Source organism: Inquilinus sp. KBS0705 (assembly GCA_005938025.2).
In the GTDB taxonomy this organism is placed as follows: Bacteria; Bacteroidota; Bacteroidia; order Sphingobacteriales; family Sphingobacteriaceae; genus Mucilaginibacter.
This window is the reverse complement of record VCCI02000004.1, coordinates 60,229-73,568: the sequence shown is the minus strand read 5'-3', so window position 1 is coordinate 73,568 and position 13,340 is coordinate 60,229. Positions and strand designations below refer to the sequence as shown.

At 45.5% G+C, this 13,340-nt stretch carries 12 protein-coding genes; 9 read left to right on the top strand and 3 right to left on the bottom strand.

Annotated elements, in window-relative coordinates:
* The first annotated feature begins 95 nt into the window (after nt 1-95).
* From FFF34_016960 to FFF34_016940, 5 genes are read left to right on the top strand one after another with little or no spacing between them, the layout of a single operon-like run.
* Nucleotides 96-878, top strand: coding sequence for an aminotransferase class I and II (locus FFF34_016960; protein ID TSD63289.1), 783 nt, complete (start codon nt 96-98; stop codon nt 876-878).
* The gene (locus FFF34_016955; protein TSD63288.1) at nt 868-1,254 is read left to right on the top strand and encodes a DUF3037 domain-containing protein; all 387 of its coding nucleotides are present in this window, start codon (nt 868-870) and stop codon (nt 1,252-1,254) included. Before FFF34_016960 ends, FFF34_016955 begins: the two co-directional genes overlap by 11 nt.
* 33 nt (nt 1,255-1,287) lie before the next feature.
* Nucleotides 1,288-1,755 carry a lipocalin family protein gene (locus FFF34_016950; GenBank protein TSD63287.1) on the top strand — a complete coding sequence of 156 codons (468 nt, stop codon included), beginning with the start codon at nt 1,288-1,290 and terminating at the stop codon, nt 1,753-1,755.
* 14 nt (nt 1,756-1,769) lie between these two features.
* Entirely contained in the window at nt 1,770-2,603 is an 834-nt protein-coding gene (locus FFF34_016945) for a ThuA domain-containing protein (protein ID TSD63286.1), read from the top strand.
* A 49-nt stretch (nt 2,604-2,652) separates the two neighbouring features.
* Nucleotides 2,653-4,113 (top strand): glycosyl hydrolase, encoded by a 1,461-nt coding sequence (locus FFF34_016940; GenBank protein ID TSD63285.1) that lies wholly within the window; start codon nt 2,653-2,655, stop codon nt 4,111-4,113.
* 324 nt (nt 4,114-4,437) lie between these two features.
* On the opposite strand, the gene FFF34_016935 is transcribed toward FFF34_016940, so the two are convergent.
* Together FFF34_016935 and FFF34_016930 are read right to left on the bottom strand one after the other, a co-directional pair.
* A complete protein-coding gene (locus FFF34_016935; GenBank protein ID TSD63520.1) occupies nt 4,438-4,920 on the bottom strand; it encodes a GNAT family N-acetyltransferase in 483 nt (160 codons plus the stop codon).
* Nucleotides 4,920-5,414: a hypothetical protein gene (locus FFF34_016930; GenBank protein ID TSD63284.1), complete on the bottom strand. Its 495-nt coding sequence runs from the start codon at nt 5,412-5,414 to the stop codon at nt 4,920-4,922. Before FFF34_016930 ends, FFF34_016935 begins: the two co-directional genes overlap by 1 nt.
* A gap of 149 nt (nt 5,415-5,563) precedes the next feature.
* On the opposite strand from FFF34_016930, the gene FFF34_016925 reads away from it, so the two are divergent.
* The 4 genes from FFF34_016925 (at nt 5,564) to FFF34_016910 (ending at nt 9,944) form a co-directional block, all read left to right on the top strand.
* Nucleotides 5,564-7,318 (top strand): family 43 glycosylhydrolase, encoded by a 1,755-nt coding sequence (locus tag FFF34_016925; GenBank protein TSD63283.1) that lies wholly within the window; start codon nt 5,564-5,566, stop codon nt 7,316-7,318.
* Nucleotides 7,319-7,466: 148 nt separating this feature from the next.
* A complete protein-coding gene (locus FFF34_016920; protein ID TSD63282.1) occupies nt 7,467-8,186 on the top strand; it encodes a metallophosphoesterase in 720 nt (239 codons plus the stop codon).
* A 254-nt stretch (nt 8,187-8,440) separates the two neighbouring features.
* Nucleotides 8,441-8,941: a hypothetical protein gene (locus FFF34_016915; GenBank protein TSD63281.1), complete on the top strand. Its 501-nt coding sequence runs from the start codon at nt 8,441-8,443 to the stop codon at nt 8,939-8,941.
* Between the two features lie 46 nt (nt 8,942-8,987).
* Nucleotides 8,988-9,944, top strand: coding sequence for an acetyl-CoA carboxylase carboxyltransferase subunit alpha (locus FFF34_016910; protein TSD63280.1), 957 nt, complete (start codon nt 8,988-8,990; stop codon nt 9,942-9,944).
* A 253-nt stretch (nt 9,945-10,197) separates the two neighbouring features.
* On the opposite strand, the gene FFF34_016905 is transcribed toward FFF34_016910, so the two are convergent.
* Nucleotides 10,198-13,335, bottom strand: a complete 3,138-nt coding sequence (locus FFF34_016905; protein TSD63279.1) for a DUF2723 domain-containing protein — start codon at nt 13,333-13,335, stop codon at nt 10,198-10,200.
* Between the last annotated feature and the right edge of the window lie 5 nt (nt 13,336-13,340).

The window sequence follows — 13,340 nt, the reverse complement described above, 5'->3', positions numbered from 1 at the left end:
GCATTTGGCCAGCCTTATCCCAACCTCTCTTTTGGAGGGGATTTAGTTGAGCCAGCCAGCCCCTTTCTAAAAATCCCTATATTAGCGCCGTTAAAATGGCTATTAAAACACCCGAACTACGCACCGTTAATGTAACCCGCTATGTAACCCCATTGCGCGAGGGTGGCTCGTTGCCTGCCATTGCCGAGGCAGACGACGGCTTTTTATATGTCTTAAAGTTTAGGGGCGCGGGGCAGGGGCCAAGGGCGCTTATTGCCGAACTGATCGGCGGCGAAATTGCCCGTGCATTGGGTTTTCGTATACCCGAACTGGTGTTTGTAAATTTAGATGAGGCCTTCGGCCGTACCGAACCCGACGAAGAGATACAAGACCTGCTAAAATTTAGCGTAGGCTTAAACCTGGCGCTGCATTACCTGTCGGGAGCTATTACATTCGACCCTACGGTTACTGTGGTTGATAGCAAGCTTGCATCGCAAATTGTATGGCTGGATGCGCTGCTAACCAATGTTGACCGCACGGTGCGCAATACCAATATGCTGATTTGGCATAAAGAGCTGTGGCTGATAGACCATGGAGCAGCGCTGTATTTTCATCACAGTATGGATAACTGGAAAGAGCAGGCCATACGCCCCTTTGTGCAGATAAAAGATCATGTATTGATCAAAAAAGCTACCGAACTGGATACCGTTGACGCGGAATTTAAAGCGATACTGACACCAGAGTTGATAGATGCCATTACCGCATTGATACCTGATGCCTGGCTTACCGAAGCCACCTATGGCACGCCTGATGAGCAACGCGCTATATATGCACAGTTTTTAAATACCCGGTTGGCCAATTCGGCCATATTTGTGAAGGAGGCTAACAATGCAAGATAGGCACCTTTTTGAATATGCCGTAATACGTGTAGTGCCCAGGGTAGAGCGCGAGGAGTTTATGAATGTGGGCGTTATACTGTATTGTGCCAAACAAAAGTTTTTAAAAATGATGTACAAGGTAGATGCCAACCGGCTTAAAGCCTTTAGCAAAGACCTTGACATTACCGAATTGGAGCAAAACCTGCTATCGTTTGAGCGGATATGCAGCGGCGGTAAAAATAGCGGGCCAATTGGTCAGTTGGATGCGCCATTGCGGTTTAGGTGGTTAACCGCTACCCGCAGTACAGTGGTGCAAACCTCAAAGGTGCACCCCGGCTTTTGTATAGATGGCGAAGATACCATAACACGCCTTTACCAACAGTTGGTTGATAATTAATAAATTGTGTAGATTGGGGGCTCATTATCTCACATGAAACCTAAATTTTTAATAATCCCATTTTTAGCATTAGCAGCTTGCAAGGCACCTGCTGATCAAAAAACCGCCGACACATTAGCCGCCGCACCTATACAAGGCACCTGGAAACTGGTATCGGCCGTAGCGGTAACCAAAGGCGATACCGTAGTAACTTACCCGGAAAAGGGCCAGGAAGACGAAATGATAAAGGTGATCAACGCCGACCATTTTGCCTTTTTTAAGCATGATCTTAAAAAGCCCGGCAGCAAAGCCATTTTTGATTCGGGTGCCGGTACCTACACTTTTGAAAACGGCAACTATACCGAAAACCTGCAATACTGCAACTACCGCGAGTGGGAAAACCATTCGTTCAATTTTAAGGCAAGCTTTAAAGGTGATACGCTTATACAAAAAGGTATCGAAAAGATAGACAGCCTTAAAGTAGACCGTGAGATTGTAGAAACCTACGTCAAAATAAAATAGCCAATAATCGCAGCATGTTAAACCAATACAAAACCAAAGCTTTAATGCTATGCCTGGCCTTTTTGTGCGTAATAAATTTGGCACAGGCGCAAAAGTTTAAAGTGATAGCCTTTTATACCGCTAAGGAAGACCAGGCGCATATTAGCTTTGTCCACGAGGCCAATAAATGGTTCCCCGAGATGGCTAAGAAATACAACTTCGGCTACGACTCTACCAATAACTGGAGCAATCTTAACGAAAAGTTTTTGGCTGATTATAAGGTGGTTATATTTTTAGATACCCGCCCCGAAGATCCGCAGCAACGCATAGCATTTGAAAAATATATGAAAGCTGGCGGCGGCTGGATGGGCTTCCATTTCGCGGCATTCGCGCTTACGCCATCGGCGGTTGAGGCTAACTGGGACTGGTACCATAACGAGTTTTTGGGCTCGGGGCAGTATGGCAGCAATACATGGCGGCCAACATCGGCAATTTTAAAGGTAGAGGATCGCACCCATCCCGCAACCAAAAACCTGCCGGAAACCTTTAAGGCATCGCCCAACGAATGGTACCGCTGGGAAAAAGACCTGACCAAAAACCCGGATATCAAAATACTGGCATCTATTGATCCGTCGAGCTTTCCGCTGGGTACAGGCCCCAAACAGCACGAGATTTGGCATAGCGGTTACTACCCCGTAGTGTGGACCAACCGCAATTACAAAATGATATACTTTAATATGGGCCATAACGATATCGACTATGAAGGCAAAACCAATAAGGACCTGTCGCACACGCTGGGTAACCCGGTAGAAGATAAGCTGATCATTGATGCTATAATGTGGATGGGTACCGGCAATAAAGTAAAATAATGTAATTACATTTAGTAACCAATTTAATTAAACCTGTTTCAGTCTCACCATGAAAAAAGGATATTTAGTAACATGCCTGGTTTGCCTTGCGGCAAGCTCATTCGGCCAAATGCAAAAGGACAGGCACGCGCCATACAATGCGGCCAACAAAACAGTAAAGGTTTACGTAACCGAAAAAGGATCGAACAAGCGCCTGTCGCAAACCGAAACTTTAAAGTTTACAAGTAACCCGCAGCCGCCCGAAACGCAAACACTGGTATTTGTAGACCCTTCAAAGAAATTCCAAACCATGCTGGGTATCGGCGGCGCTTTAACAGATGCCGTTGCCGAAACTTATTATAAACTACCTAAAGAGAAGCAGAACGAACTTTTGGGCGCGCTTTACGATAAAAAAATAGGTATAGGCTATACACTGGCCCGTACTAACATACAAAGCTGCGATTTTAGCAGTGATAGCTATAGCTATGTAAAAGAGGGCGACAAAGCGCTAAGCACTTTTGATATTAGCCACGATAAAAAATATCGCATACCATTTATTAAGGCGGCAACCGCTGCTGCCGGAGGTAAGCTAACCATGTTTGTATCGCCATGGAGCCCTCCTGCTTTTATGAAGGATAATAACGATGTACTTCACGGTGGTAAATTGAAACCGGAGTTTGCACAAAGCTGGGCAAATTTTTATGTTAAGTTTATAAACGCTTATGAAAAAGCGGGCATCCCGGTATGGGGTTTATCGGTACAAAACGAGCCGATGGCTACCCAAACCTGGGAATCGTGTAAGTATACTGCCGAGGAAGAACGTGATTTTGTAAAGAACTATTTGGGCCCAACATTACGCAAGGGCGGTATGGCATCAAAAAAATTGATCGTTTGGGATCATAACCGCGATCTGCTGTATCAGCGTGCCAGCACAATACTTGAAGATCCTGAGGCTGAAAAGTATATATGGGGTATTGGCTTTCACTGGTATGAGACCTGGACAGGCGCGGGGCAAAACTTCGAAAGTCTTCGCCTTACGCACGCGGCCTTCCCTGGTAAAAATTTAATATTCACCGAAGGCTGTGTTGAGAAATTTGATTTTAACCGACTAAACGATTGGGCACTGGGCGAGCGTTACGGCTTATCCATGTTAAACGATTTTAACGCAGGTACGGTAGGCTGGACCGACTGGAACGTATTGCTTGACGAAAAAGGCGGGCCCAACCATGTAGGCAACTTCTGTTTTGCACCTGTGCATGCCGATACCCGCACCGGCGAACTGATATACACCAATTCGTATTATTACATTGGTCATTTCTCTAAATTCATCCATCCGGGAGCCAAACGTATTGCCGCCGCCGCCAGCAGGGATAAACTATTAACCACCGCCTATCAGAACCCCGATGGCTCCATTGCAGTTGTAGTAATGAACCGCACTGATGAGAAGATAGAATACAGCCTTTGGATAAAAGGCAAAGAGGCCAAAACCGTAAGCGAGCCACACTCAATAGCTACGCTGGTGGTGCAATAAGCGCGATATAAACCTTGTCAGGCTGAGCTTGTCGAAACCTTTACAATTGGTTACTGGTTGGACAAGCTCGCTATGACATGGCAATTTTGCGCCGTTGTTGGTGTTGTCACCATCGGTGTTCGGAAGAAACAAAACAACCCGTCATGCCGAATTTATTTCGGCATCCCACATGCAAAATGCGAGATCAGAAAGGTGGATAGCATGCTAATTACCGTCCTGTGAGATCCTGAAACAAGTTCAGGACGACTGTTTTTCTAATCTTCCGAACACCTGTGGCATTGTCACCAACAACATTTAGGATAGGTTAAAATGAATCCCAGATGCTTATTCTTCCAACTTATAAATATATTCCTCTATTACCGCATGCCGTGCATTAGCAAAACCTTCATCCGTACCAACTTTTACGAAGCCGCATTTTTCTAACACCCTTTGCGAGCCATAATTGTCAAAAGCGACACCCGCGTAAATTGGCCTTGCCTGTTCTATTTTTAAAAAATCGCTTAATGCCGCAGTAGCAATTCCCTGTCCCCAAAATTTGCGGTCAATCCAATAGGTAAGCCCGGCATCGCCGTGCATCACAAATTTGGCTATGCTGCCTACAATCTCGCCATTAGCTCTGATAGTGCGATTGTTTATGGTAGAGTCGCTTAAAAACGGACTATACTTTGCTAAGTAGGCCGCTTTATCGGTAGGGTCTTTAGCGGTAAAGGCCGCTAAATAATTGGCTTCTTCATCAAGCTGAAATTGAAAAAGCGTGTTCAGGTCATCTTCTTCTGTTTTAGTTAAGGTGATCTGTGAGTTATTCATCATGCTTTCTCCATTTGGTTAATAGCTTCCCACCCCTGCGGGGTGATGCCCATTATCTCGGTAGCTACACCCAGCGTTTCATAAGTATCAAAAAAGGCCATTCGCGCAATATGGTGGTCCACTTCGCTCATTACCGTGTAGCCCCGCGCTTGCAGTTCGGCGGTAACCTTTTCAAAATCACTCACTGGTAAACGGTAGGCATTGTGCTGTATGCCACCCAGCGGGTGCTTGGCCAAATAATCGTGAAACATGCTTTGGCCGGATAGCGGCTGTACCAGTTCAATAAAAATACCATTATAGGTTTGCGTGGTCTGCCATTCGCCGGGCACAACCTCGCCATAGTGGCTCATGTTCAAATCCTGTGCGCTTATATGCTGCGGTTCGGGGAAGGAGATGCCTAACGTTGCCGACAGAAATTTCACTGCCGCCTGTATATCCGGCACTACCCAGCCAACCTGGGCAAATTGTAATTCGGCTGGTGTGTTATTGCTCATTTTAAGCTATTTAGATTATTGGTTTAACAAATATAACAGGTTAGGCGTTTGCACGTAAGGTAAATTGCGGCTATTCCCGGTCATTTTACGACGTGTTTAAATCCAAACAAAACCTATATTTGAAATTCTAACCAATTTATATCCCGGCTATGAAACACCCCAACCGTTTCCTGCTTTTTATTTTATTAACCTGCTGTGTAATATCGGCATCGGCACAAAAACGATTAACGTACTGCAACCCGCTAAATTTAGATTATGGCTACACGCCATTTGAAAATTTTGCCGCATGGGGCAAGCACCGCGCCACAGCCGACCCAACCATGACCTTTTTTAAGGGTAATTACTACCTGTTTAGCACCAACCAGTTTGGCTATTGGTGGAGCCCCGATATGCTAAACTGGAAGTTTGTATCGCGCAAGTTTGTGCGGCCCTACAACCAGGTACAGGGCGATGAACTTTGCGCCCCGGCCACGTTGGTTATTGGCGATACGCTGCTGGTTATCGGATCAACCTATAACAAGGATTTTACCCTGTGGATGAGCACCGACCCGCGTACCGATACCTGGAAGGCAGCTAAAGATTATTTTAAGGTAGGAGCCTGGGACCCCGGCATGTTTGCCGACGATGACGGCCGCGTGTATATATACCACGGCAGCAGCAACACCCTGCCGCTTTACGGGCAAGAGATAGACCGTAAAACCTTTGAGCCCATTGGCCCCAAAAAGGAAATGATAAAACTAAACTGGGAAGAGCATGGCTGGGAGCGCTTTGGCGAAAACAACGATAATGTATTTTTGACCGGCTTTATGGAAGGCAGCTGGATGAACAAGCATAACGGCAAATACTACCTGCAATACGGCGCGCCCGGAACTGAGGGCAAGGGCTACGGCGACGGTGTGTATGTAGGCGATAGGCCGCTTGGTCCGTTCAAATACCAAAGCCATAACCCCTTTAGCTACAAACCCGGCGGCTTTGCCAAGGGGGCAGGGCATGGTGCAACCTGGGCCGATAAGTTTGGCAATTACTGGCACATATCTACCATGGTGGTTGATGTAAAAAACAACTTTGAACGCCGCATTGGCTTTTGGCCGGCCGGTTTTGATGATGACGGAGTACTGTACACCAATACCGCCTATGGGGATTATCCGCATTACCTATCGGCAGGGAAAGAAGACCACCTGAAAAGCAATTTTACCGGTTGGATGCTGCTGAACTATAACAAACCTGTGCAGGTATCATCAACGCTTGGCGCTTATGTGCCTAATTTGGCGGTAGACGAGGATATTAAAACCTACTGGAGCGCAAAAACCGCCAACAAAGGCGAGTGGATGCAAACCGACCTGGGCGAAGTAAGCACCGTTAAGGCTATCCAAATTAATTACGCCGACCAGGATGCAACCTTTATGGGCAAATCATTGGGCGTGTACCACCAGTATGTTATCTCTTCATCAACAGATGGCAAAAACTGGAAGACCCTGGTAGATAAAAGCAAAAATAAAACCGATGTACCGCACGATTATGTGGAACTAAAAAAAACCGCCAGGGCGCGTTATTTAAAAATAACCAACCTGCACATGCCTACGGGTAAATTTGGCCTTTCGGGCTTTAGGGTATTTGGCAAGGGGGCAGGGGCCGCGCCCGATACAGTGCAAAACCTGATCGTACTGCGTGGCGATGCCGAGCGGCGCAACTCCTGGCTGCGCTGGCGCCAAACCGACGGCGCGGTAGGCTACACCATTTACATGGGCATAGCACCCGATAAGCTGTACAACAATATAATGGTGTACAATGCAAACGAGTACTACTTTAACGGCATGGAAAAACACCTGCCATATTATTTTCAGATAGAGGCCTTTAACGAGAACGGGATTAGTAAGCGGACGAAAGTGATAAAGGTGGAGTAAGGGGATTAGAATGAATCGTCATTGCTGTAAAGGCACGAAGCAATCTCCCGATAGAAAATCACGTAGCAATGTTCGTGAACCAAGTCGGGAGATTGCTTTGTCGCTATCGCTCCTCGCAATGACGATTTGTAGATAGTTAATAATAACCATGAAAAAAATAGCTTTCATAACCGACATCCATTTAGATGAAGACGACCCCAAAGAGGCCGGGGTTGATAGTTATTTGAACTGGGAACGCCTGTTGCAGGATGTTAGCACCCGCAATGTAGATATGATCGTTTTCGGCGGGGATATTGGTGCCGCATCGGCATACCCCTGGCTTTTTCAGTCGTTACAAAAGTACAACTACAAGTTTATACTCGGCAATCACGATAGGTTTGCCAACGACGCGGGCTTTTATAAAGATGCAGACCTCGCCGCCGATGACGAATTGTATTACAGCAGCGAGGATGCCACTTTTAAATACATTTTTATGGATACCAGCACCGAAAGGGTAAGTGCTGCGCAGTTTAACTGGCTCAACAGTCAGCTGGCTACCGATAAAACTGTGGTACTGTTTATCCACCACCCTGTGCTGCCCGTAAATACGCCTGTGGATAGGGCATACCCACTGCACGGCCGCGAAGCCATGTTAGATGCACTGCACAACTGCGGCAACAAAGTATACGTATTTTGCGGGCATTACCATATGGATGATGTGCAAACCAATGGCAACGTAACGCAATACATTACACCGGCATCATCGTACCAAATAAACAAAGATGCTGCCCAAATTGAGGTAAGCGGCACTACGTTTGGCTACAGGCTGCTCACGTTTGCTAACGACAGGGTAGAAGCGGAATTGTTGATGTTTAAGAATGAGCTGTAGAGGTAATTAACAACCGCGCAATGACGATGCAATAAAGTCGTTAAATAATACCCCATTGCTGGCGCACGCGTGCCGCGTGTGTCAAAGTAAGACAACCCGCTCATCCAAGCGTCCACGCTTGGATGTTAAGGAAGTAAGCGTCCACGTTTACATTTACTAGGAAGCGTAGACGCTTCCTAGCCAATTACGGTAAAGTGTGGACACTTTACCGGGCGAAATGCAATGACGATTTGATAAATACGTTAAATAATACTATGCAAAAACTACCCATCTTCATACTATTCCTCATCATCAGCTTTAAACTAAGCGCCCAAACGCCCGATAGCTTACTGAAACCATCGCCGGTAAAAACCTTAAGCAGCAAGGAGTATACCGCTTTAATAAATGGCGACGACCTTAATAATTTTGGCCTGGTGGCCGAACTAAATAATTATCCATCGGCAGATAAAGCCTTAAAATATAAGAAAGAGCTTGACCTTAGCCCTACGCAGGCTGTATCGCTCAAAAAAATTAACGATGCCCTGCAGTTTAAAAAGAAAGAAATGGGCGCTGTTATTGTACGTAACGAGAAGGTGATAGACAGCCTGTTCCGCACCAATAAGCTTAACGACGGGGTAATTATATTTTATACCAACCGCTACGGGATATACCAGGGCGAGCTGCGCAACGCTATATTACAGGCTGCATTTAAAACGCAGCAATTGTTGTCGCCACAGCAAATAAACAGGCTGCGCGCATTGAAAAATCATAATTGATAATTATACCGTTGGATTTATTTAATTTAGCGGCCAGGAAATTTGTATGAAGATCACATTTGATTTTGAGAAACCGCTGGCAGAGTTACAGCAGCAGATAGAAAAAGTACAGCAGGTTGAAGAAAAAAACAAGCTGGACATGAGCGCTACTATTGCTGAACTGGAAGCCAAGATGGAAGCAGCCAAAAAGGAAATTTATGCTAACCTTACCGGCTGGCAAAAGGTGCAGATATCGCGCCACCCCGAAAGGCCTTACACCCTGCAATACTTGGAGCTGATGTGCGATGACTTTATTGAAATGCATGGCGACAGGACAGTTGGCGACGATAAGGCCATTATTGGAGGCTTTGGATCGTTAAACGGGCAAACCGTAATGTTTATAGGGCACCAAAAAGGGCGCAACACCAAAGAGCGGCAGTACCGCAACTTTGGTATGGCCAACCCCGAAGGTTACCGGAAGGCATTAAGGCTAATGAAAATGGCCGAGAAGTTTAATAAACCGGTTGTTACCTTAATTGATACACCGGGCGCCTTCCCCGGCCTTGAAGCTGAAGAGCGCGGGCAGGGCGAGGCTATTGCACGCAACCTGTTAGAAATGGCCGTACTAAAAGTGCCGGTTATTTGCGTAGTGATAGGCGAGGGTGCATCGGGTGGTGCATTAGGTATCGGTATAGGCGATAGGGTGCTGATGCTGGATAACTCGTGGTATTCGGTTATCTCTCCCGAAAACTGTTCGACCATATTATTTAAAACCTGGGAACAAAAAGAGCGTGCTGCCGAAATGCTGAAACTTACCTCGACAGAGATGTTGAAGAACAAGTTGATAGACGGCGTAATTAAAGAACCCCTTGGCGGCGCACATCAAGACCCGGTTGCTATGGCTGCCATTTTAAAGAAACAATTACTTAAGGATCTGAAAACCCTAAATGAACGCAACATTGACGAACTGGTTGCCGAGCGCATCGACAAGTTTTGCAACATGGGTGTGGTTATTGAAGGCTAATATTTAGAAGCCAAGTAAAAATAAATAAACCAAAAGCGGCTTTTTAGTCGCTTTTTTTTGTTATATTAGGTAAGCACCAACCAACAAAATAAACGAATAATAACAAAAAAATTACCTAATAGCAGCGAAAAATAACGAAGAAAATGCAACGCTTTTGCGTGTTGAAGTAATAATAAAACAACAATATTTTTAGATTTATGAGTAACAAAAAAAGCGGCCATCAGCCGCTTTTTTTTGTTGTTTAAGTCCGCCTTTATTGCTGGGCCAGGCCGCCAAATTTAGCGGAGTAATCTTTAAGCTGTGCCTCAAATTTGCTGCCCAGCGCTGGTTGGTTATTAGCTCGGGTGGTATTCATCATACCGTTAAGTATTGATAATGAGAGTTGTACGTCGCGCGCATCTACTGCGTTGGTGTCTTTTTGGTACTGCGTGTAATTAAATTTCAATACGTCTATTACATAATCGTCTACCTGATTGGCCAGTTGCAGTGCTAAAGCGGTTTCGCCCATTTTAAAGGCGGTTTCAACCATATAATATTTGCGTACGGCAATCTCCGGTGCCACAATTTGCGATGGAACCACCTCAGCGTATTTCTTTAACGCATTCTTAGCCAGGTCTTTATGTCCTTCTTTTACCAAGTTGTCAGCAAGCGTGCCAAATAAGCGGGCAATCAGCGGGTTAAACAACGTTAACGACTCATGATCAAGGTACTTGGCGTTTTTCATGTTGCCATATTTGTACTTGTTCATCATATTGTTGTACATGATCATGGTGTTGGTATTTTCCTGCGGGGCTACGGTAGTATCTGGTTTAAAGGGCATTAGGCGGTTGCTAAAGCCTTCGCTATACAGGTATTTATCAAGCCCAAGCAGGTTGTCGCTTGGTACGGTGGTGGCAAAATACACGGGGCGTTTCCAGTTATTATGCGCCAATATATCCATCATGGCCAGGTTATCCTTGGTAACATATTTACCCGGATAGGTCCAGTCCATTTCGGATACAATACGGTCGCGCTGGTTGGCAGGCACCGTTCCCGATTTTATCACCTCGTCGGCATTTACCATTAACTTAAAGTTCTTGGTAGGCAGGTAGTTAGCGCTTTCGCCGCTTTCGTACTGCACCTTTGCCTGCTGGTTATCAGAGGTCATAAAATCAAATACTTCCTTCAATTCAATAGGGCCCGCAACTTTGGCATCGTTGTAATATATTACATCGCGTACACCGGCTTCAAACTTCTTATTATCCATGCTGATAGGCAAGGGTGCCGATTGATTCATCTGCGTTTTCATTTGGCGGATATACCAATCGGTACCCAACAAACTTAAGTTTACAATGCGTACATCCGGCCTAACACCTTCAACCTCTTGTATATACCACAGCGGGTAGGTATCGTTATCGGCATAGGTAAATAAGATAGCGTTTGGCGCGCACGAGTTAAGGTAGTTGTAGGCCATATCGTGCGGGGTAAGCTTGGTAGAGCGGTCGTGGTCGTCCCATTCCTGGCTGGCCATTAGTATAGGCGCGGCCAATAAACAAACCACTGTGGCTGCTATAGCACCCGTTTTGGCATTTATCTTTTTGCTTAGTAATTCTGCTATAAATAACACGCCTAAACCAATCCAAATGGCAAATGCATAGAATGATCCTGCGTACGCGTAATCACGCTCACGTGGTTGTAATGGGTCCTGGTTAAGGTAAAGCACAATAGCTAAACCGGTGAAAAAGAACAGTACAGTAACTACGCCGGCATCGCGCTGGTTGCGTTTAAAATGATAAACAACGCCCAACAAGCCAATAATAAGCGGTAAAAAGTACAGGCGGTTATATGATTTGCTTTGCGTAACAGTAGCAGGCAGCTCCTTTTTAAAGTTTAGTCCGCTTATCCAGCTACCATCAATACCCGATGAGCTGGTTTGGCCATCCATTTCGTTAGCGCGGCCCACAAAGTTCCACATAAAATAGCGGGTGTACATTTGGTTAATTTGCCAGGTGGCAAAAAAGCCAAGGTTGGTAGCCATTGTGGGCTGTTCTTGCGGCCCTAATTGCGACCAGCTCCTGTAAAACTCGGGGTGGTTTGGCTTTTGACTAAACATACGCGGGAAAAGCGTATTGCGGTCGTATATAGTGTTTAGTTTTTTACCAGCTACCTCGTATTTAGTTTCGCCACGGCGATAAATTTTAGCACCTTCCGTTTGGTCAATTGGCTTAGAATCAAAGTATTCGCCGTACATTAATGGTGTATCGCCATACTGATCGCGGTTTAAGTAACCGTTTAATGCAAAGGCATCCTGCGGATCGCTGTTGTTTAGGTTAGTACCGGCCTTGGCGCGGATAACGATCATCACAAATGAGCTATATCCGAATAATATAAATACGGCGCATATTAAAACCCGGTTAAGCGCAAAACGTCTTTCGCGCACTTTTAAAACGTACTCTAATATGGCTAAAACAGCAGTTCCGCCAAAAAAGCCTATAACGCCTGCACTAAAAGTTAACAGCAGTATAAAGCATGCTGCAGCGGCTACAATTAATGCTGTAGAGGGTTTAATGGTATAATATATACCCGATGCCAGTGCGCCTATCACCAATACAAAAAATATGATAGCGCCATCGCCAAAACCCATGCCCAGGGTGTTCACAAAAAACAGATCGGAAAAGGCGGCACCTTTAACCGTAAATTGAATAACACCCCAAAGTATAACTGCAACGGTAACTACGCCTAATATAAAGGCCCAAATAGTGCCGCCGGTGCTTACATTTTTAGCTCTGCGGAAGTATATAATTAAGGCAATGGCCGGTATAACCAACAAGTTTAATAAGTGTATACCTATAGATAGGCCCATTACATACGCAATAAATACTATCCATTTATCGGCGCGTGGCTCATCGGCGTGGGCTTCCCATTTTAATATGGCCCAAAAAACAATGGCTGTACAAAGCGATGATTGCGCATAAACCTCCGACTCGACAGCCGAGAACCAAAACGTATCAGACCATGTGTAAGCCAGCGCACCCACTAATCCCGAACCGATGATCAGGATCAGGTTGGTTGGGCTAACTTCTTCGCCTGCTTTAACCAGCATTTTTTTAGCCAGTGCGGTAATGGTCCAAAATAAAAATATGATGGTAGCACCGCTGGCCAATGCCGACGACATGTTTGTAAAATAAGCAACCTTGTTATTATCGCCCAATGATAGCAGCGAAAAAACCTTGCCTATCATGGTAAACAATGGCGCGCCGGGCTGGTGGGCTACCTGCAACCGGTAAATACAGGCAATAAACTCGCCGCAATCCCAAAAACTGGTAGACGGTTCGAGGGTTAAAATGTAGGTGATGGTGGCAATTATGCCTACTGCCCAACCAAAAATATTATTTAATTTATTGTAATTCATGCTGT

Coding starts and splice junctions, on each gene's coding strand:
- FFF34_016925 (TSD63283.1), top strand. CDS start 5,564: ATGAAACACCCCAACCGTTTCCTGCTTTTTATTTTATTAACCTGCTGT.
- FFF34_016955 (TSD63288.1), top strand. CDS start 868: ATGCAAGATAGGCACCTTTTTGAATATGCCGTAATACGTGTAGTGCCC.
- FFF34_016945 (TSD63286.1), top strand. CDS start 1,770: ATGTTAAACCAATACAAAACCAAAGCTTTAATGCTATGCCTGGCCTTT.
- FFF34_016910 (TSD63280.1), top strand. CDS start 8,988: ATGAAGATCACATTTGATTTTGAGAAACCGCTGGCAGAGTTACAGCAG.
- FFF34_016950 (TSD63287.1), top strand. CDS start 1,288: ATGAAACCTAAATTTTTAATAATCCCATTTTTAGCATTAGCAGCTTGC.
- FFF34_016935 (TSD63520.1), bottom strand. CDS start 4,920: ATGAATAACTCACAGATCACCTTAACTAAAACAGAAGAAGATGACCTG.
- FFF34_016915 (TSD63281.1), top strand. CDS start 8,441: ATGCAAAAACTACCCATCTTCATACTATTCCTCATCATCAGCTTTAAA.
- FFF34_016905 (TSD63279.1), bottom strand. CDS start 13,335: ATGAATTACAATAAATTAAATAATATTTTTGGTTGGGCAGTAGGCATA.
- FFF34_016930 (TSD63284.1), bottom strand. CDS start 5,414: ATGAGCAATAACACACCAGCCGAATTACAATTTGCCCAGGTTGGCTGG.
- FFF34_016940 (TSD63285.1), top strand. CDS start 2,653: ATGAAAAAAGGATATTTAGTAACATGCCTGGTTTGCCTTGCGGCAAGC.
- FFF34_016920 (TSD63282.1), top strand. CDS start 7,467: ATGAAAAAAATAGCTTTCATAACCGACATCCATTTAGATGAAGACGAC.
- FFF34_016960 (TSD63289.1), top strand. CDS start 96: ATGGCTATTAAAACACCCGAACTACGCACCGTTAATGTAACCCGCTAT.